The following is a 19,254-nucleotide window of genomic DNA, read 5'->3' on the forward strand; positions in this document are numbered from 1 at the left end:
CCGGAGCGGCGTCAGCCGCGGAGCATCTCCGCGACCAGGAAGGCCAGTTCCAGCGACTGCTGGGTGTTCAGACGCGGATCGCAGGCCGTCTCGTAGCGGCTCTCCAGGTCGAGATCGGAGATGTCCTGGGCGCCGCCGAGGCACTCGGTGACGTCCTCGCCGGTCAGCTCGATGTGGATGCCGCCCGGGTGGGTGCCGAGCGCGCGATGCACCTCGAAGAAGCCCTGGACCTCATCGATGACGCGATCGAAGTGCCGGGTCTTGAAACCGTTCGACGCCGTGTGGGTGTTGCCGTGCATGGGATCGCACTGCCAGATCACCTTATGGCCCGTCTCCTCGACGGCCTTGACGATCCCCGGCAGCACCTCGCGCACCTTGTCGTTGCCCATCCGGGAGACCAGCGTGAGCCGGCCCGGACTGTTGTCCGGGTCGAGCAGCTCCACGTACTCGACGGCCTGCTCGGGGGTGGTGGTGGGCCCGATCTTCATGCCGATCGGATTGGCGATCAGCTTGGCGAACGCGACGTGGGCGCCGTCGATCTGACGGGTCCGCTCGCCGATCCAGAGGAAGTGCGCGGACAGGTCGTACAGGACCGGCTCGTCGCCGCCCCGCGGGTCGTCGGCCAGCCGCAGCATGGCGCGCTCGTAGTCCATCACCAGCGCCTCGTGCGAGGCGAAGATCGACGCCGACTCGAGGCTGGAGTCGGTGACGCCGCAGGCGTCCATGAAGCGCAATCCGCGGTCGATCTCGGCGGCGAGCGCCTCGTAGCGGGCACCGGCCGGGGACGCGGCGACGAACTCGCGATTCCAGTCGTGCACGCGGGCCAGCCGCGCCTCACTGCCGGTGAGCGCGCGGACCAGGTTCATCGCGGCGGCGGCGTTGGCGTACGCCCGCACCAGGCGCGACGGGTCGTGCACGCGCGCGTCCTCGTTCGGGTCGAGGCCGTTGACCATGTCGCCGCGGTAGCTGAGCAGCCCGAGCGAGTCGGTGTTGGCCGAGCGCGGCTTGGCGTACTGGCCGGCGATGCGCGCCACCTTCACCACCGGGGTGCTGGCGCCGTAGGTGAGCACCACGGCCATCTGCAGCAGCGTGCGGATGTTGGCCTTGATGTGCGGCTCGGTGTTGGCGGCGAAGGTCTCGGCGCAGTCGCCGCCCTGCAGCAGGAAGGCCCGTCCCTCGGCGACCTCGGCGAGCTGGGCGCGCAGATTCTCGACCTCCGACGGCATGCAGATCGGCGGCACGCTCTCCAGCACGGTGCGCATCTTGCGCGCCTCGTCGGGCGCCCAGCTCGGCTGCTGCAGCGCGGGCCGGGCCAGCATGTCCTCGAACTCGGCCTGCAACTTCCCCGGCAGCGGGGGGAGCTCCGGGAGCTCGTCGATCGGTACGTCTACGGTCCAGTTCACCACGGCGTCCAGGGTATCGGAGAGTCGCCGCGGGCCCGCCGGAGGCCGGGACTTATCCGGTGCCCGCCGAACCCGGCGAACCACTCACCCGCGTGCGGCCTCGATGGCCTTCCATCGCAGCAGGTTCTGCCGGGCGTCGACGAGCGCGCTGTGCGCGTCGCGGCTGGTGGCCGGAAGCTCCGGACTGCCCGCCGCCTCCCAGTGCTGGCGCAGCTCGCGCGTGAAGCGCGGCAACTCCCGCGGCAGCCCCGGCATGGCGCCCCACAGCTGGCACAGCACCACGTGGTCGTAGGCGCCCACCCACGCCCACAACTCCACCTCACCCGGTCCGGCGGTCAGGAAGGCGAGCAGGTCGTCGCGGATCTGGCGGCGGCTGCGCCAGGCCTTGTCGGCCGGTGACGGGAGCTTGTCGAGCACATTCGCCCGCACCCACGGCCCGGCTCGGCCGGGATCGAATTCGGTGGACACGGCGTAGAACTCGCGACCGTCCTCGGCGACGACGCCGATGGACACGAGCTCGATCGTGGTGCCGTCCTCGATGAACTCGCAGTCGTAGAAGTAGCGCACGGGCACCGATTATCCACGCCGCCGCACCCGGTGGCGAGGCGGCGGGCCCACACGGCGACCGCGCGGATCGGCCGGGCGGTACCTTTAACGCCATGTCTCCGTACGCCCGCACGACGGCGATCAGGCTGAGCCGGTGGCGGCCCGGGCCGTTCGCGTGGGTCAGTGCGATCGTGGTGCTGGCCACCTCGGCGACCCTGCAGATCATCGGTATTCCGGGCACGTCGAGCTACGGCACCCGGAGCCGCTTCGACCTGGACGTCTACCGGCTCGGCGGCCAGCTGTGGCACCAGGGCATCAGCCTGTACGCCGACGGATCGCTGCCGTTCACCCAGGACGGGATCTGGCTGCCCTTCACCTATCCCCCGTTCGCCGCCATGGTGTTCACCCCGCTGGGCGCGCTCTCCCTCGCCGCCGGCGGGATTCTCATCTCGGTGCTCAGCGTCGTCTGCCTGGTCTACGTGACGGCCGTCTTCCTCCGTCTGCTGCACGTCGGCGCTGCCGCCGGCCGGCCCGTGCTCGCCCTGTGGATCTCCGCGGTCGCGGTGTGGTCCAACCCCTTCGGGATGACGCTCGGCTTCGGCCAGATCAACATCATCCTGCTGGCGATGATCGTGATCGATCTGTTCGCCGTCGGCCGGTCCCGTGCCACGGACGACGACGGACGCGCCCCGACCGGCCCGGTGGCGGTGCTGCGCGGCACCCTCGTCGGCCTCGCCTCGGCGATCAAGTTGACGCCGCTGGTCTTCCTCGGCGTGTTCGCCGCCGCCGCGAGATGGCGGGCGTTCTGGACCGGGGTGGCGGCCTTCGTGCTGGCCGCCGCGATCGCCGCGGCCTGGCTGCCCGCCGACTCGCGCACCTACTGGACCGACACGGTCTTCCACACCAGCCGGATCGGGGTGCCGGAGGGGCCGATCAACCAGAACCTCAACGCCGCGTGGCTGCGGATCCTCGGCGCCGAGAATCCGGCCGCCCCGGCCGCCTGGGTGTTGTCGGCGCTGGTGGTGACGGCGCTGGCCGGTACGGCGCTGTGGCGCACCCGCCCGGTGGCGGCGTTCGCCCCGGGCGCGACCGCGCGCGACGACGTGAACGCCCTGCTCGCCGCCTGCCTCGTCGCCCTGTGGGGGCTGATGGTCGCCCCGACCACGTGGTCGCACCACTGGGTGTGGGCGCTCCCGGCGATCATGGCGTGCTTCGTGCTGGCCGTCGACACCCGGGAACGCTGGACGGCTCGGTGCTACGGCGGGCTCGGCGTGATCGGGGTGCCGATCTTCCTGATCGGCCCGTTCCAGCTGCTGCCGAAGGACGTCACCGTGTGGTCGTGGTGGCAGCAGGTCGTCGGCAACGCCTACCTGCTGTGGGGCCTGCTGTTCCTGATCCTGCTGTGCGTCAAGCCTTTTCGCGCGCTCGAGTGACGAGGACGACTACGCGGCGGCCGGCGGCTTCGGGTTCTTCAGGCTGGCCGCGTAGACGTCCACGTACTGCTGGCCGGAGAGCCGCATCAGGGCGTACATGATCTCGTCGGTCACGGCCCGCTCGATGAAGCGGTTCCCGGCCATTCCCTCGTAGCGGGAGAAGTCGAGCGGCTCGCCGACGCGGATGGTGAGCCGGGTCGGGCGCGGCAGCACGGTGCCGGGCGGGTTGATCCGGTCGGTGCCGATCATCGCGACGGGGATCACCGGGACCCCGGTCTCCAGCGCCATCCGGGCCAGGCCCGTCTTGCCCTTGTACAGGCGGCCGTCCGGCGAGCGGGTGCCCTCCGGGTACAGGCAGAGCAGTCGCCCGGACTCCAGGACCCGCTTACCGGCGAGGAGGGCGCCCGCGGCGGCCGTCGCTCCGGACCGGTCGATCGGGATCTGGCCCGACGAGGAGAAGAACCAGCGCTGGAAACGGCCTTTGAGACCCGTGCCGGTGAAGTATTCCGACTTGGCGAGGAAGAAGATCCGCCGGGGCACCGTCAGCGGGAGGTAGAAGCTGTCGACGACGGCGAGGTGATTGCTCGCCAGGAGCGCGGCGCCGTCGTCCGGAATGTTCTCCAGGCCCTCCACCTTGGGGCGGCCCATCAGCCACAGCCACGGTCCCATGAGGATGTACTTGAACAGGTAGTACCACATACTCCCGACCCGCTTCCTTCCGGCATCCGCGGCCCGACGCGATCAGCGGGCCCGAGTTCGGTCACTCACTCTACTGTGCGACGGCCACGAGCGGCGCGCCCGGCTCCTGCCGTCCGGCGAGTCCGAGACGCGCCACCTGGGCGGCGCCGATCAGACCCGCGGCCTCCCCCAGCTGCGTCGCCCGGATCCGGGCCAGCTGGCGGTGACCGGCCCCCGTCACCAGACCCGCGTAGTGTTCGCGCGCCTCATCCAGGTACAGCCCGGAGGCCATGCCGAGGCCGCCGGCGATCACGATCATGTCCGGGTCGAAGACGTCGGCGATCATCGCCATCCCCTGCCCCAGCCAGCGCGCCAGACTCGCGAACGCCGCCACCGCCACCGGATCCCCCTCCGCGGCGGCGGCCGCCACCCGGCGTCCGGTGAGTGATCCGGGATCGGCGGCGGAATCGGCGGCCAGCACCGAATGCCGGGCATCGGTCTCGGCCATCAGCTCGACGGCCGTATCGACCAGTGCGGTTCCGCTGCAATATCTTTCGAGGCATCCGCGCTTACCGCAGCTGCACGGCCGTCCGTCGGGAACGACGGTGAGGTGCCCGAACTCGGGGGCGACGCCGAAGCTTCCGCGATAGATCTCACCGCCCATCAGCATGCCCGCGCCGATGCCCGTGCCCAGGGCCAGCACCAGGGTGTTGTGTCCCCGCGAGGCCGCGCCGAAGTGCAGCTCGGCCAGGGCCGCGGAGTTGCCGTCGTGCTCGGCGAACACCGGCAGGCCGAGCCGCTCGGACATCTCGGCCGGCACCGCGGCCTCCCGCCACGCGAGATGGGGCGCGAACCGCACGGTCTGGCAGTCCGGTGACAGGAATCCGGCGATCGCCAGTCCCACCGCGTGCACCGTCCAGCGGTCGCGGAGTTCCCCCACCAGCCGGTCCAGGCAGTGTTCCAGGGCCCCGGCGGTCGGCGGTGTCGCGGCCCGGAGGGTGTCGAGCATCCCGCCGCGGGCGTCGACCACCGCGGCGCGCACGCTGGTGCCGCCGATGTCGATGCCGATGGTGAGGTCGTTGCCGGAGGTGCTCATCGTCCCTCAGCCTTTCACGGATGCGCGGGTGCCGCGGTGATCCGGACCGGAATCGACTGGAACCGGGTCGAGCCCGGCGCGGCCGTGTCCGACTCGGCGCGGAGCAGTTCGGCGGCGGCCTCCAGCACCGCGATGCACGCCGCGAGCAGGCGTGAGACCAGATCCCCGAGCTCGGCGGCCAGGCCGCCGGCCTCCCCGACCAGCCCGGCCAGTCTGGCGAGCCCCTCGTCGTCGATCCCCGGCAGACCGGCGAGGCCGGGACCGGTGATCAGCGCGGCCAGCTGTTCGATCTGTCCGGCGACACCGAGCAGCAGGGTGCCGACCGGATCACCGGAGGTGGCCCCGGTTCCGGTCTCCTGCGTGTCGTCGGCCATGGAAGACGGTCTCCTCGCTTCTCGAACGGTGCGAATCGTCAAGGTTACCCGCCGGTCACTTCCGGATGCATCCGGCGTCCGGCGTGCTGCGGAAACACGCTACGCCGACGGTCGTCAGCGCTGCGGCCAGACCGCCGGATCCGGCCGGAATCCGACGCTGAGCCGTGCGCCGTCCCAATCGGCCGCGGTCACCTGGCAGCGCCGCAGTACCGACGGCAGGCGCACCGGCTGCCGGAACCCGGCGATCGTCACCAGCAGGTCGTCGCCGGAGCGGCCGAGCGCGAGCTGCTCGGGGTCGGGCAGCGCCTGCCGCCACGACAGCCGGTATTCCGCATCCAGACCCTCGCCGCCGACGTGTTCGACGACGGGGGCGGCCGCGGCCCGCGGCCGGCCGTTCGGGGCGGGCAACGCGACGCGGAGCTTCCGCAGCCGGGAGAGGCGGACCGGCTCCTCGTCGCGGCGGCCGATCGTCACCATGGAGACCGCCGATCCCGCATCGGGTCCGAGGAGACCCCTCGCCCGGTCGAGTACCGCTTCGGTGGGCAGACCGCCGGAACCGGCGTTCACCAGCACCGATCGCAGCGGCAGTCCCATCACGTCGGCGGCCGCCACGTCGTCGCCGATCCGGGCCAGGCCGCGTTGGCCGCCGGTGCCGACCAGGTGCACGGACACCTCGTGCGAGTCGGCGATCAGTTCGCGCAGATCCTGGCAGTCCCGGTCGATGCCTTCCACGGCGGTGGCGATCTGGGCCAGTGCCGGCTTCTCGGCGGCCTCGGCGAGCCGCCGGTGCCGCGGCCACAGCCGGTCGATCGCGGTGGCGAGCACGGTCGGCGACCGCAACACGGCGAACGGATCCCCCGCCCCGGACAGGTCGACCACGACTCGCTGCCAGCGGCCGGAGGTGGCGGCGTCGCGGATCGCGCGCAACAGCAGGAACTCCGAGATCCCCGGCAATCCGGTGAGTTCCCCGGCGTCGACGCCGGTGAGGGTTCCCACCAGCGGCAGGCTCCGGGCCGCGCCCACCCCGGCCAGGGCCCCGGTGAACCCCGACCAGGCCGTCTCGGTGACGGCGAGCGGATCCAGATGGAGCAGATCGAGTTCCCCGGTCACCGGCACCGGCTGCCCCGGCACCCGGAAGACGCCGAGGCGGCGCGGCAGGTCCGAGCGCGGATCGACGGACACCAGCAGCACCCCGCCGGTGTCGGCGCGCGCGAGAGGTCCGCTGCCGCGGGCCGGCGCGGCCGCGCGCGCCAGCTCGAGGGCTCCGGCGGCGGCCAGCGTCGAGACGCCGGAGCCGCCGGGCCCCAGCACCAGGTGGAGAGGCGCCAGATCGATCAGCCTTCGACCCTCTTCTTGAGGTCGTTCAGCGCGGCGTCGGTGATGGCCTTCTCGGCGCGACGCTTCAGCTGGCTGATCATCGGGATCTTCAGGTCGACGGTGAGCGAGTAGGTCACCTTGGTCGAGCCGGGGACCTGCTGGGTCAGCCGGTAGCTGCCGAGCTGATCGCGCTGCAGGTCACTGGATTCCAGCCGCCACGACACCTCGGTGCCGTCGGCCGCCCACGCGTAGTCGAGCACGTAGGTGTCGGTGAGCACCCCGGCGTCGAGCACGAAGCGCACCCGCCGGGCGCGCCCGGCGTCGTCACTGTCGAGCACGGTCACCTCCCGCGCGGCGGTGACCCACTCGGGGTACGCGGCGAAGTCGGCGATCACGCCCATGACGGCGTCGACGTCGGCGCCGATGACGATGGACTGCTCGGTGTGGTCAGCCACGACGCACCGCGCGGTCCGGGGCGGCGGGGCCGCCGATCTCGCGGTCGCCCTCCAAGAGCGCCTTCACCTGGAACGACATCTCCTTGCCCGCCACTCGCCGCTGCTTGTTGGCCTCGGCGATCGCGGCCATCGCGGCGGCCGGATCGGCGGGCAACGGGGTCGTCGGCTCGCCGTGCAGGTAGTAGTGCAGGACGAAGCCGTCGAGCACTTCCTCGCACCAGATCTCCATGGTGCCCTCGACGGGACCGGCGACCCGCCAGCGCACACCGGCGTCGCCACGGTCCTCGACCACCTCGAGCCGCAGGTCGCCGAACCACTGCCGCCACCGCGCGCGATCGGTCACCACGGCGCCGGCACTGCTCGGGGCCGCGGCGACGAAGGTCTCGTCGGCTACCTGGATGGTTGTCACCGTCCTAGCTTCACATACCGGTATTCGGCGGGGAAAGCCGACCACGCACAAACGCCGAACACGGGGCGATAGACTCTTCTTTCGTTCAGCGCAGAGCGATAGCGATCCTCCCGCGCCGCCTCCCGACGCACGGACCGCAGCAGAATGAGAGAGGTATCCACCCATGGCCGAATGCCGCGTTCCTGCCCAGTACACGATCCCGCCGGAACGGAACGCGACCGATGTCCTGTTCGACGCCGCCGCGGCCGAACCCGGCCGGACCGTCTTCCTCGACGAGGCCGGCGGACAGTGGCTCCCGGTCAGCGCGCAGGAGGCGGCCGACAAGGTCCGGGCACTGGCCAAGGGCCTGATCGCGTCGGGCGTCAACGCCGGTGACCGGGTCGCCCTGCTGTCGGCGACCCGCCTGGAATGGACGCTGATCGACTTCGCCATCTGGTCCGCCGGCGCCACACCGGTGCCGATCTACGACTCGTCGTCGGCCCCGCAGATCGACTGGATCATGGAGGACTCGGGGGCCGTCGCGATCGTCGTCGAGAACGACAAGAAGCGCGCCCTCCTCGACGACGTCTCGCACGTCACCGCGGCCACCGGCGTCTTCGTCATCGCGCCGGACGACGGCCCCGGCATCCTCGAATCCCTCACCGCGGCCGGCGCCGACGTCACCGACACCGAACTGGAGGCCCGCCGGACGTCGCTGCACGCCGACTCGCCGGCGACCCTGATCTACACCTCCGGCACCACCGGCCGCCCCAAGGGCGTCATGCTCTACCACTCGAACCTGCTCGGCGAGATCGGCGGCGTTCTGGACACCTCGCTCAGCGATCTCCTCGGCGAGGGCAAGCGGCTGCTGCTCTTCCTCCCGATGGCGCATGTGCTGGCCCGCGCCATCAACCTGGTGGCCATCGAGGCCCGCGTCGAGGTCGGGTTCACCTCCGACGTGAAGAATCTGCTGCCGACGTTCGAGGTCTTCCACCCGTCGCTGATCCTGTCGGTGCCGCGCGTCTTCGAGAAGGTCTACAACACGGCCCGGCAGAAGGCGTACGACGAGTCCAAGGTCAAGGGCGTGATCTTCGACCGCGCCGCGTCGACCGCCATCTCCTACTCGAAGGCCGGCGAGAGCGGCTCGATCGGCAAGGTCCTGGACCTGCGTCACCAGCTGTACGACCGGCTCGTCTACTCCAAGCTGCGCGCCGCGCTGGGCGGTCAGTGCGAGCTCGCCATCTCCGGCGGCGCGCCGCTCGGCGCTCGTCTCGGCCACTTCTTCCGCGGCGTCGGCATCCCGGTGTACGAGGGCTACGGCCTCACCGAGACCACCGCGGCCGTCACCGTCAACACCCCGAGCCACGCGCGGATGGGCACCGTCGGGCGGCCCATCCCCGGCAACGCCGTGCGCATCGCCGAGGACGGCGAGGTGCTGCTCAACGGCGCCGTCGTCTTCGGCGGCTACTGGGACAACCCCGATGCCACCGCCGAGGCCATCACCGACGGCTGGTTCCACACCGGTGACCTCGGGTCGCTCGACGAGGACGGCTACCTGAAGATCACCGGCCGCAAGAAGGAGATCATCGTCACCGCCGGCGGCAAGAACGTCTCCCCGGCGCCGATGGAGGACATCATGCGGGCGCACCCGATGATCTCCCAGGCGATGGTCGTGGGCGACCAGAAGCCGTTCATCGGCACCCTGCTCACGCTCGACGCCGACGAGATCCCCGGCTGGCTGTCGCGTAACGGCAAGGACCCGAACACGCCGGTCCGGCTGCTGGTCAAGGACCCCGAGCTGCACGCCGACCTGCAGACCGCGATCGACGAGGCCAACGCCACCGTCTCGCACGCCGAGGCGATCAAGAAGTTCCGGATCCTGCACGACGACTTCACCGAGGACAACGGCATGCTGACGCCGACCATGAAGGTGAAGCGCAAGGTGGTGGCCGATCACTACGACCACCAGATCGACAAGATCTACCGCAAGTGACTCTCCCCGCCCGTCCTCTTCGATTGAGGGCGGGCGGGTGCGTCTGCGATCGTCTGGCAAAGTCCTCGCGCCACCCGCCGGCTGAGCCGTCCGAGGCGATAGCCGAGGACGAGTCGAAGCCACGCCCGCGGCCGGTGAGCTGATCTCGACTCCGCTCGATCGACATGAACTCCGCTCGATCGACATGAACTCCGCTCGATCGACATGAACTCCGCTCGATCGACATGAACTCCGCTCGAGTGGGCCGGGCGGGCCCTCACATCAATTGCGCGTCACCGCGACGAGCGGAGCAGAGCGAACTGGACGAGGGCCGTGGTGCCCGCCAGAATCGTCCCGACCACGCCGGCCACGAGAAATGTGATCCGCCAGTCGGTCCAATTCATCAGGCCGAACACCGCGATGACCGCGTAGCACCCCGCCACGAGAGCTGCGACCCACGTGCGCAGCACGAGCGCGGCGACCACCGCGGGAATGGCGAGAACCATCGCCACCTGCACCGGCGGAGACAGACCCAGCGCGTAGCGAATCGAGTCATCGCACGTCGCATCGGCGTGCGCCAGTGGTCCGGAGAGGCTGTCCCCTTTCGCGCAGCCGAGCGACACCGAACCCACCGGCATCGCCGCCACGAACACACCCGCCGCGACGCCGAGAACCGCGAGCCCCAGCCAGCACGCTCTGAGGACCGTCGACCGCCCGCCCGGACCGCTGCGGCCGTCTTCCGATCCCACCACGGGCGACACTAGAGCAGCTGGTCGAGTCTCGCGGCCTGGTGGCGCCACTGCCAGCGCTCCACCGTCCAGCGACGACCCGCCGCGCCCATCGCGGCGGCGCGCTCGGGATCGGTCAGGATGCTCGCGATCGCGTCGGCGACGACCGCCGGCCTACGGCCGTTGACCACCAGGCCGGTCTCGCCGTCGACGACCGTCTCCGGGGCACCGCCGGAATCGCCGGCCACGACCGGCACGCCGGTCGCGGAGGCCTCCAGGAAGACGATGCCCAGACCCTCGACGTCCAGTCCGCCGCCGCGCGTGCGGGTGGGCATGGCGAAGACGTCGCCCATCGCGTAGTGGCCCGGCAGCTCCGCGTACGGCACCGATCCGGTGAAGGTCACCCGGTCGGCGACACCCGTCTTGTGGGCGAGCGCCTTCAGCCGGTCCGCGTAGGGGCCGCCGCCGACGATCATCAGGTGCACGTCCGGCACGGCGTCGAGCAGCCGCGGAAGCGCCTTGATCAGGGTGTCCTGGCCCTTGCGCGGCACCAGGCGCGACACACACACGACGACGGGCCGCTCGCCGAGTCCGTAGCGGTCGCGCAGTTCCGCGCGCGCCATCGGGTTCGGTGCGAAGCGGTCGACGTCGACCCCGCACGGCAGATATTCCAGCGCGGCCCAGCGGCCGAAGGCCGAGGCGAACCGTCCGCGCGTGTACTTGCTGACGAAGGTGATCACGTCGGCCGTGTCGCCGATCAGCCGCAGCACCTGCCGGGCGATCGGCAGCATCGACCAGCCCACCTCATGGCCGTGCGTGCTCGCCACGATCCGGTCCGCGCCCGCTCGCCGCAACACCGGGCCGAGGATCGCGAGCGGCGCCGCCGCGCCGAACCACACCGTGTGAATGTCGTTCTCCCGCACCAGCTTCGCCGCACGACGAGCGACCGCCGGAGTGGGCAGCATGAGCGTCGTCGGATGCCGCACGATCCGGTAGGGCGCGGCGGCGTCGTACGCTTCGCAGCCCTTCCAGCGCGGCGCGTACACCGTCACCTCGTCGGCCGGCAGATGCGCGATCAGGTTCTCCAGGTACGACTGGATCCCCCCGGGGCGGGGCGGGAAGTCGTTGGTGACGAGCAGGGTGCGCCGCATTCAGCGCACCTGCTTGCCGAGCCAGGTCCGCCACTGCGCGACGGCGGTCGCCCGGTCCACGCCGAGCGCCCCGGCCAGGGCCGCGTCGGTCTTCGCGACCGGTCCGCCCTGGGCGACGGCGAGATACATCCGCTTGAGCTTGTCCTCGCCGTACTTCTGCGCGACGAACGTCGCGAAGCTCCAGGAGCTCTGGTAGGCGAGCCGGGCGGCATCGGTGTCGACGGAGAAGTCCTTGTCGCTCGGCAGCGCTTTCGGCACGTCGCCCGCGGCGATCTGCGCGGACAGCTCCGGCGCCACATCGGTGAAGTCGACCTTGGTGCCGCGGCGGCCGACGTACTCGGCGACCCCCTCGGTGAGCCACATCGGCGCGTCGTCGGCGGTGTCGAGCCTGGTCGCGACGTGGGTCAGCTCGTGCCGCAGCACCACGCCGATGCCGGCCACCGACAGCTGGCCGGCGGCGGGCGCGAGCACCACGCGCTGGCCGATCACCGTCTTGGCCCCGCCGTCGATCCGCGAGAAGACGGTCGCCGCGGCCGCCGCGTTGGTCTCCCCCGGCGCGGTGCGGGTGAACCCGGCGAACTGTTCGGGGGTGCCGGTGACCTGGATGACGGCCTTGCGCACCCACGCGTCACCCCAGAACGCGGTCACCGCGGCGACGGCCGGCGCGAGCTGGTCGCGCACCTTCGCCACGGTGCGGTCGGTACCCGGGTACGACAGGATCGACGACGTGCCGCCGGCCGTCGGGACGTCGTCGGCCAGGAGCCCGCCGAACGCCCACGGCACCAGTTCGGGCGGCCGCACCTCCTGCGTGGGGTCGACCGACTCGTCGGGGGCCAGCGAACCGTCGCCCAGCAGCTTCCAGTCGTCTCCGTAACGGGCGACGGCCAGTTCCTGCGGCACATCGATCACCGGCTCGTCGACGCCCGGCCGGGCCGCACCGCCGAGCGCGTAGCTCGCGGTGATCGGGGTGACCCACGTGTCGGAGGCGCCGGCGTCGTTCAGCCGTACGCCGAGTTCGCCGCCGATCAGCCGCTCCGGCCCGGCCGACGGGGCCAGCCGGTACTGCAGGGTCCGCAGCACCAGGTTGCTGCCCCGCGGCACCGGGGCGGCCGGGGCCGACGACGACGGCCGGTCCCCCGAGCGCGGCGACCGCCGCGGCACCGAGCGCTGCGGCGCCGGGCTCTGTGGCGCCGCCGCGGACGGGGTGGCCGTGGGCGCGACGGACGTGGCGGCGCGAGGCGCCGGGGCCGGCCGAAGGTCGTCCTGCGCACGGTGGAGCGACTGCCGGAACGCGGGAGTCGCCAGCGGGTCGATCAACGCATCGAGCCCGGCCCGATCGCCACTGGTGAGGGCCTTGGTGAGGGCGTCGAGCAGGGCGGTGACCCCGTCGGCCCGCTGCTGCTCGAAGGCGTTCGGCGGGGTGCTGAACAGCGGTGTCGTCGACGACGACGGCGCGGCCGCCTTCTCGCCGGAACCGCACGCGGTCACTCCCCCGGCGAGCAGGGCGAGGGCGGTGGCCGAGGCCACCGCCCGGGAGGCCCTGGAGGCTGGGGACAAGTCAGTACCGTCGCGCCGAGTTGTAGGGGCCGGCCTTGTCGATGGGCACCACGGCGACCGGGACACCGAACGTGGAGGCGTGGATCACGTAGCCGTCGCCGACGTACATGCCGACGTGGTGGGCGTCGCCGTAGTAGATGATCAGGTCACCCGGCTTGAGGTCGCCCCGGGCCACCGGGGTGCCGCCGCCCATCTGCGCTTCGCTGGTCCGCGGCAGGGTCTTGCCCGCCTGCTTGTAGGCCCACACCATCAGACCCGAGCAGTCGAACTGGTTCGGTCCGGTGGCACCCCAGACGTAGGGATCGCCGATGCGGCTGATCGCGGCCTGCACGGCGATCGCCTCGGGCGAGGTGCCCTTCGGGACCGCCCGCGGGTCGAAGTTGTACTTGGGGCCGCGCAGCGCGGCCAGTTGCTTGCCGGTCATCGACTGGTAGACCGCGCGGATGGTGACCGCTTCCAGCTGCAGATCGGACTGCTTGGCCTGCAGTTCGCCGCGCTTGCGCACCGCATCGGTCATCGCGGCCGAGGCCGTCGCCGACGTCTTCTGCGCGGCCGCCTTGGCGCTGGTCGCCCGGTCGACCGACTTCTTGACACTCGCGATGTCGCCGTCGACCTGCCGGGAGATCACCTCGAGGTCGGACATGTTGTCCAGGACGTTCTGCGGCGAGTCGCTGACCAGCAGGGCGTAGAGCCGGTTGGCGCGGACTCCGCGCGAACTCGCCCGGGCCAGCACGTCGACCGTGGCTCGCGCCTCGTCGAGGCGGCGGTCGGCCGCGTCCAGGTCCTTCTGCGCGGCGGCGGCGTCCTTGCGCGCGCCGGCGGCGATCTTGCGCTGCTTGTCGTACTCGGCCTGCGCCTTGTTCATCGACTCGGCCGACTTCTCGGCCTGGTCCGACAACTGGCGGTAGTGCGTGAGCAACTGGTCCGCCGAGCGCGCCGGCTCGGCCATCGCCAACTCGGGCGAGACCACCGCCAGCGTGGTCGCGACGCTCAGCGCCGCGACGATCGATACGCCGCGCCGGGTGGCACGGCGGAATTCACACGTACGCATCACTTCTGACATCCCTACCGATACTCGAATCGAGCCGCGCTCCCCGGAGGGGCCCACGGCTCGACTCGGTACTGCATGTTTGCGGCGTGTGCGCTCAGTAGCGGCGGATGCCGGTCAGCGCCCAGGCCTTGACCGGCGCGCGCTTCACCGGCACACCCTCGGTCGAGGCGTGGATGAACTGGCCGTGGCCAGCGTAGATGCCGGCGTGGCCGCCGCCGTTGAAGATCAGCACGTCGCCGGGCTTGGCGTCGGCGAGCGAAGACACTCGCTGGCCGCCGCCGAGCTGGCCGTAGCTGTCACGCGGGATGGTCTTACCGGCCTGCTTGTACGACCAGTAGACGAGGCCGGAGCAGTCGAAGGCGTTCGGGCCGGCGGCGCCGTACACGTAGGGCGAGCCGATCTTGGACTCGGCGGCGCGCAGCGCCTTCTGGGCACGCACCGGCTGGCTGTTGAGCAGACCCCCGCCGTTGTTGCCGTTCTGCTGGAACTGCGGCGGCACCTGGTTGTCGTTGATGCCGGGGACCTCGAAGGTCCCGACACCCGGCACGTTCACCGGGGCGGCGTCGGCCGGACCGGCCGCGAGCGCGAGGGCACCGACGGCGATCGAACCGGTGACCACGGCGGTCTTGGCCACCTTGGCGGCGACGCGGGGCTGTTCCAAACGGTGTTTGGCCACGGAAAGTATCTCCTTGTTGTTTCTCCCTGACCGCCGACCGGGTTAGCTGTCGGGTTCGGGCCGGAAGAGATGGCCCTACGCGGTTGCCCGCGATTCACCCCGATCCCTCGGCGCACCCGGCTCTCGCCGCGCGTCCGATGAGGAAGTGGTGGTTCCCCGGTACGCGGCCCTTGGTGGGGGCCGCGATTAGGCGGTGACCTCGGAGCGGAAATCCCCTGGCGGGAACCCCCGCCCTGGAAGGTCTCAGAAAGATTACGAAACTCGCGGGTCCGATGTCCACCGAACGCGCGAGGCGGTCGGGACCGCCTACCGGATCAGACCGCCCGGAGACGGCCGTGCGAACGCTCGGTGAATCCCGTTTGACGTGCTGCGATGTCACTTCTGGCGGCCCGTGCGGCCGCCCGCGAAATCAGCGCTGTGTCAACGAACACATCGATGGCATCGAGGAGGTCGTCATCGGTCTCCGCCCACTGGCTTTCGGGACCGAAGTCCCTGGTGGCAGGGGAAAAGAGCACCTGCATCAGACATCCGTCACAGGCCCGCTGCCGGGCCGGGCACGTCGCGCAGTCGATTTTCATTGTGATCTACCTCTCATTCGTAGCGTTGAGCGTGGTGACCGCCGTTTTCCGGCGGACCACGGCGCTCCGGCGGCACGGGAACACTCGACTCGAGGTGGAGACTAGGACGACCCTCCGACACCGGGGCCGTGGACCGCCGCGGCGGAACGGATTGTCGGAGGTGCCGCCTACCTTCCCGGGTATGGCTGATCACCGACCCGAACAGCAGCTGAGCTTCGCCGATCTCCCCGACGACGAGGAGTTCGCCACCGCCGCGCTGTACGACACCACCCTGGTGATCGTCGATCTGGAGACCACCGGCGGCAGCGCCGACCGGGATGCGATCACCGAGATCGGCGCGGTGAAGATCCGCGGCGGCGAGGTGCTCGGCGAGTTCGCCACCCTGGTCGACCCGGGTCGGGAGATTCCGCCGCAGATCGTCTCGCTGACCGGCATCACCACGGCGATGGTGCACGACGCCCCCACCATCGACGAGGTGCTGCCGGCGTTCTTCGAGTTCGCCCGCGGCGCGATCCTGGTGGCCCACAACGCCCGGTTCGACACCGGCTTCCTCAAACGCGCCGCCGCCCGCCGTCATCTGCCCTGGCCGTTCCCGGCGACGCTGTGCACCGTGGTGATGGCGCGGCGGATCCTCTCCCGGCAAGAAGCACCCACGGTCAAGCTGAGTGCGCTCGCCGAGCTCTTCGACGTCTCCGTGACGCCCACCCACCGGGCGCTCGACGACGCCCGCGCCACCGTCGAGGTGTTCCACTGTCTTCTCGAGCGCGTCGGGAATCAGGGTGTCCGCACCTATCGCGACCTGACCCGCTATCTGCCGCGCACCACGCCCGCGGTGCGCGCCAAGCGCACGCTCGCCGCCGGACTGCCGCATCGGCCGGGCGTGTACCTCTTTCGCGGTCCCGGTGACGAGGTCCTCTACATCGGGACGGCCGTCGATCTGCACCGGCGCGTCTCCCAGTACTTCACCGGCGCCGATCCGCGCGCCCGGATGGCCGAGATGGTGGCCCTCGCCCGCCGGGTGGAGCACGTGGAGTGCGCGCACGCCCTCGAAGCCGGCGTGCGCGAACTGACCCTGCTGGCGGTGCACAAGCCCGCGTACAACCGGCGCTCCCGCAATCCGCGACAGGGCTGGTGGGTCGTGCTCACCGCCGAACGCTTCCCACGCCTGCGGGTGACCCGTACTCCCGGCGAGCTCTGTCTCGGCCCGTTCGGCGGCCGCGCGGCCGCCGCGGACGTCGCCGATGTGATCGCCGGTGCCGCCGGCCTGCGCACCTGCACGACGTCCCTGACGACCGCCGACCACCATTTCTGCCCGGGGACCGCCGCGGCCGCGGCGATGCCCGACCCGCTCGTCGCGGCGCTGCCGGGGGCGTGTCGTGCCGCGAGCGACCGTCCGCAGACCCTGCCCGACTATCTGCCCCGCGTCCGGGCCGCCGCCGATCTGATCGAGGGCCGATCCGACGCGCTGCTCGACCAGCTCGCCGGGCGCCTGGCCCGGCTCGCCGAACTGCGTCGCTTCGAGTCGGCCGCCCGCGCCCGCGACCGGCTCGCCGCGACCATCGAGGCCCTCGCCCGCTGCCAGCGCCTCTCCGCGCTCGCTCGGCTCGACGAACTGGTTCTCGCCCGGCCGGCCTCCGCGCCGGCCGGCGGCTGGGACTTCGCGGTGATCCGCTACGGCCGGCTCGCCGGCGCGGGCTGCGCGGCGCGCGGTGTGGCGCCGATGCCGGTCGTCGAACTCCTCGTCGCCGGGGCGCAGTCGATCCGGCCGCCGGGTCCCGGCGACGGTCCACTGTCCGGGGCGCCGCCCGAGGAGGTGGCGCTGCTCTGGCGGTGGATCGCCGAGCCGGGCACCCGGGTGGTCTCGGTGACCGGCGACCTGTCGCTCCCGATCGGTTCGGCGCAGCGCCGTCTCGACTTCTCCGACGTCGCCCGCCGCGCCCGGGAACACCAGGCTCCACCGGCCGCCGGCTCGTTTAGGCTCGGGGCATGATCACCGCCATCGTCCTCATCGGAGCCGACATCCACCAGATCCCGGAGACCGCGCAGGCCGTCGCCGACATCCCGGGGGTCACCGAGGTGTACTCGTGCGCCGGGGACGTCGATCTGATCGCCAAGGTGCGTGTCCGCAGCCACGACGACATCGCCGATGTCGTCACCGGCCGGATCAACCGGCTCCCCGGAGTGCGCCACAGCGCCACCCACATCGCTTTCCGCAGCTACTCGAGCTCGGAGGTGGAGGGCGGCTTCTCCATCGGAGAGGAATAAGGAGAGGAGAGCTACCCGGCCAGCGCGGTACTGAGCTCGGCCCAGCGCGCCAGCCGGTCGGCCGCCGCCCCGGAGTCGAGCACCTCGTCGATCCGGGCGAGGGCTTCGCGCACGGCCGCGGTCAGCTCGCCCTCGCCGAACAGCCGCTCCTGCTCGAAGGCGACCAGCGTGGCCGCGGCGTTCAGCGACACCGCGTCACGCACCGGTCCGCGTGCCCCGGCGAACAGATCCCGGGCGATCCCCGCGTTCACCTGAGCGTCGCCGCCCTGCAGTGCCGACAGCTCCACCAGCTCCAGGCCGAGGTCGCGGGGATCGAGCGTGTGCCGGGCCACCTCGCCGCCGACCACCTGCCACACCGTCGACGTGGTGGTCGTGGTCAGCTCGTCGAGGCCGTCGTCACCGCGCACCACCAGCACCCGGTTGCCGCGCTCGGCGAAGGTCTGCGCCAGCGCGGGAGCCAGATCGGTGAACGCGCAGCCGATCAGCCCGGCCTCCGGCGAGGCCGGATTGGTCAGCGGGCCGAGGACGTTGAACACCGTCGGGATGCCGATCTCCTTGCGCGGCGGGCCGGCGAACCGGAACGCCGGGTGAAAGACCGGGGCGAAGCAGAAGCCGATCCCCACCTCGTGCAGACAGCGCTGCACCGCTTCGGGGCCGAGGGAGATCGCGACGCCGAGCGCTTCCAGCACATCGGCGCCGCCGCTCTTGGACGACGCCGCGCGGTTGCCGTGCTTCACCACCGGCACCCCCGCCGCGGCGACCACGACCGAGGTCATCGTCGAGATGTTCACCGTGTGCGAGCGGTCGCCGCCGGTGCCGACGATGTCGACCGCCGGCCCGCCCGGGTCCACCCGATTGGCCATCTCGAGCATGGTGGCGGCGAGGCCGCGCAGTTCCGACGGGGCGGCGCCCTTCATCTTCACGCCCACCCCGAACGCCGCGATCTGTGCTCCGGTCGCCGCGTCCGACATGATCTCGCGCATCGCCCAGCCGGCTTCGCCCACCGTCAGGTCGTGGCCGTCGGTCACCTTGCCGAGGATCTGCGGCCAGGTGAGCGACTCCGGCGACGGCGCGGACGGGGACAGCGGAGCGAAGGTGTTCACCCCGACAGGATAAACAGTGTTCATCGCCCCGGATCCGCGACGTCGAGCACCGCCCACCCGCCGACCGTGCCGCCCACCCGCGCCGCGATGGAACTCAGCAGCGACCGCTCCTGCGAGACCCGCCGGGCGTCGATCGGCTGGACGCGGGCCAGCGCCACCGCGACCAGCCCGGCCGGCGCCGGCGGATCGGAGGCGAGGGCGGGTGCCGGCACGTAATCCTCCGACGCGCACCGTTCGATGACGCCGGGCACCTGCGCCGCGGGCAGAAAGACCAGCAGCCGCAACAGACGTTCCGCGGGATCGATCAGTCCCGCCGCGGCCAGCACCGTCGAGGACGCCGCGGTCTCGTCATGCGATTCCGCGATCACCACCGCCCGCGTCAGCTCTTCGGACACATCCCGGGGCGCGTCCGCGCGCCGCATGAACCACCTGCGCATGTCCGTCTCCTCACCCTTGCCGTGTTCTTCAGGACTCTCTCAGCCC

The 19,254-nt window shown here is 71.4% G+C and carries 20 protein-coding genes and 1 riboswitch; of the genes, 4 read left to right on the forward strand and 16 right to left on the reverse strand.

The features are described from left to right. Positions 1 to 11 precede the first annotated feature (11 nt). On the reverse strand, positions 12 to 1,406 hold the full coding sequence (locus MYK68_RS12695; RefSeq protein WP_247864054.1) for a class II 3-deoxy-7-phosphoheptulonate synthase: 1,395 nt from the start codon (positions 1,404 to 1,406) through the stop codon (positions 12 to 14). Between the two features lie 81 nt (positions 1,407 to 1,487). Beyond that, a complete protein-coding gene (locus tag MYK68_RS12700) occupies positions 1,488 to 1,970 on the reverse strand; it encodes a polyadenylate-specific 3'-exoribonuclease AS (RefSeq protein WP_247868045.1) in 483 nt (160 codons plus the stop codon). Positions 1,971 to 2,062: 92 nt separating this feature from the next. On the opposite strand from MYK68_RS12700, the gene MYK68_RS12705 reads away from it, so the two are divergent. After that, entirely contained in the window at positions 2,063 to 3,382 is a 1,320-nt protein-coding gene (locus tag MYK68_RS12705) for a glycosyltransferase 87 family protein (RefSeq protein ID WP_247864055.1), read from the forward strand. 9 nt (positions 3,383 to 3,391) lie between these two features. On the opposite strand, the gene MYK68_RS12710 is transcribed toward MYK68_RS12705, so the two are convergent. The 6 genes from MYK68_RS12710 to MYK68_RS12735 form a co-directional block, all read right to left on the reverse strand. Continuing rightward, positions 3,392 to 4,081, reverse strand: a complete 690-nt coding sequence (locus MYK68_RS12710; RefSeq protein WP_247864056.1) for a lysophospholipid acyltransferase family protein — start codon at positions 4,079 to 4,081, stop codon at positions 3,392 to 3,394. A gap of 70 nt (positions 4,082 to 4,151) precedes the next feature. After that, on the reverse strand, positions 4,152 to 5,156 hold the full coding sequence (locus MYK68_RS12715) for an ROK family protein (RefSeq protein WP_247864057.1): 1,005 nt from the start codon (positions 5,154 to 5,156) through the stop codon (positions 4,152 to 4,154). Positions 5,157 to 5,170: 14 nt separating this feature from the next. Next, positions 5,171 to 5,530, reverse strand: a complete 360-nt coding sequence (locus MYK68_RS12720) for a hypothetical protein (protein WP_247864058.1) — start codon at positions 5,528 to 5,530, stop codon at positions 5,171 to 5,173. Positions 5,531 to 5,644: 114 nt separating this feature from the next. Next, positions 5,645 to 6,844: an ArsA family ATPase gene (locus tag MYK68_RS12725; RefSeq protein ID WP_247868046.1), complete on the reverse strand. Its 1,200-nt coding sequence runs from the start codon at positions 6,842 to 6,844 to the stop codon at positions 5,645 to 5,647. Between the two features lie 20 nt (positions 6,845 to 6,864). Next, complete coding sequence (locus MYK68_RS12730; protein ID WP_247864059.1) at positions 6,865 to 7,302, reverse strand: SRPBCC family protein; 438 nt, start codon at positions 7,300 to 7,302, stop codon at positions 6,865 to 6,867. Continuing rightward, positions 7,295 to 7,711 (reverse strand): hypothetical protein, encoded by a 417-nt coding sequence (locus MYK68_RS12735; RefSeq protein ID WP_247864060.1) that lies wholly within the window; start codon positions 7,709 to 7,711, stop codon positions 7,295 to 7,297. Before MYK68_RS12735 ends, MYK68_RS12730 begins: the two co-directional genes overlap by 8 nt. Before the next feature lie 163 nt (positions 7,712 to 7,874). On the opposite strand from MYK68_RS12735, the gene MYK68_RS12740 reads away from it, so the two are divergent. Further along, complete coding sequence (locus MYK68_RS12740) at positions 7,875 to 9,683, forward strand: AMP-dependent synthetase/ligase (RefSeq protein ID WP_247864061.1); 1,809 nt, start codon at positions 7,875 to 7,877, stop codon at positions 9,681 to 9,683. Positions 9,684 to 9,955: 272 nt separating this feature from the next. Here the strand turns inward: MYK68_RS12740 and MYK68_RS12745 are convergent, their stop codons facing one another. The 6 genes from MYK68_RS12745 to MYK68_RS12770 all read right to left on the reverse strand — a co-directional run bounded on the left by MYK68_RS12745 (position 9,956) and on the right by MYK68_RS12770 (position 15,346). Then, positions 9,956 to 10,309: a hypothetical protein gene (locus MYK68_RS12745; RefSeq protein ID WP_247864062.1), complete on the reverse strand. Its 354-nt coding sequence runs from the start codon at positions 10,307 to 10,309 to the stop codon at positions 9,956 to 9,958. Positions 10,310 to 10,422: 113 nt separating this feature from the next. Then, positions 10,423 to 11,541, reverse strand: coding sequence for a glycosyltransferase family 4 protein (locus MYK68_RS12750; protein WP_247864063.1), 1,119 nt, complete (start codon positions 11,539 to 11,541; stop codon positions 10,423 to 10,425). Then, positions 11,542 to 13,098, reverse strand: a complete 1,557-nt coding sequence (locus tag MYK68_RS12755) for a peptidase MA family metallohydrolase (protein ID WP_247864064.1) — start codon at positions 13,096 to 13,098, stop codon at positions 11,542 to 11,544. A 1-nt stretch (position 13,099) separates the two neighbouring features. Beyond that, positions 13,100 to 14,149: a C40 family peptidase gene (locus MYK68_RS12760; RefSeq protein WP_247864065.1), complete on the reverse strand. Its 1,050-nt coding sequence runs from the start codon at positions 14,147 to 14,149 to the stop codon at positions 13,100 to 13,102. A gap of 94 nt (positions 14,150 to 14,243) precedes the next feature. Continuing rightward, positions 14,244 to 14,825, reverse strand: a complete 582-nt coding sequence (locus MYK68_RS12765) for a C40 family peptidase (protein WP_247864066.1) — start codon at positions 14,823 to 14,825, stop codon at positions 14,244 to 14,246. Between the two features lie 17 nt (positions 14,826 to 14,842). After that, positions 14,843 to 15,028, reverse strand: a riboswitch (cyclic di-AMP (ydaO/yuaA leader). A gap of 111 nt (positions 15,029 to 15,139) precedes the next feature. Continuing rightward, positions 15,140 to 15,346 carry a hypothetical protein gene (locus MYK68_RS12770; RefSeq protein ID WP_247864067.1) on the reverse strand — a complete coding sequence of 69 codons (207 nt, stop codon included), beginning with the start codon at positions 15,344 to 15,346 and terminating at the stop codon, positions 15,140 to 15,142. 238 nt (positions 15,347 to 15,584) lie between these two features. Between MYK68_RS12770 and MYK68_RS12775 the strand changes: the two genes are divergently transcribed. Both MYK68_RS12775 and MYK68_RS12780 read left to right on the forward strand, forming a co-directional pair. Then, a complete protein-coding gene (locus tag MYK68_RS12775) occupies positions 15,585 to 17,393 on the forward strand; it encodes a DEDD exonuclease domain-containing protein (protein ID WP_247864068.1) in 1,809 nt (602 codons plus the stop codon). After that, positions 17,390 to 17,668, forward strand: coding sequence for an Lrp/AsnC family transcriptional regulator (locus tag MYK68_RS12780; RefSeq protein ID WP_247864069.1), 279 nt, complete (start codon positions 17,390 to 17,392; stop codon positions 17,666 to 17,668). The genes MYK68_RS12775 and MYK68_RS12780 overlap by 4 nt, the downstream gene beginning before the upstream one ends. 11 nt (positions 17,669 to 17,679) lie before the next feature. Here the strand turns inward: MYK68_RS12780 and trpD are convergent, their stop codons facing one another. Beyond that, entirely contained in the window at positions 17,680 to 18,795 is a 1,116-nt protein-coding gene (gene trpD, locus MYK68_RS12785) for an anthranilate phosphoribosyltransferase (RefSeq protein ID WP_502798250.1), read from the reverse strand. Further along, the gene (locus tag MYK68_RS12790) at positions 18,792 to 19,208 is read right to left on the reverse strand and encodes a hypothetical protein (protein ID WP_247864071.1); all 417 of its coding nucleotides are present in this window, start codon (positions 19,206 to 19,208) and stop codon (positions 18,792 to 18,794) included. Before MYK68_RS12790 ends, trpD begins: the two co-directional genes overlap by 4 nt. Positions 19,209 to 19,254: the final 46 nt, after the last annotated feature.

The sequence above is a fragment of the Gordonia sp. PP30 genome, from assembly GCF_023100845.1.
Lineage (GTDB): Bacteria > Actinomycetota > Actinomycetes > Mycobacteriales > Mycobacteriaceae > Gordonia.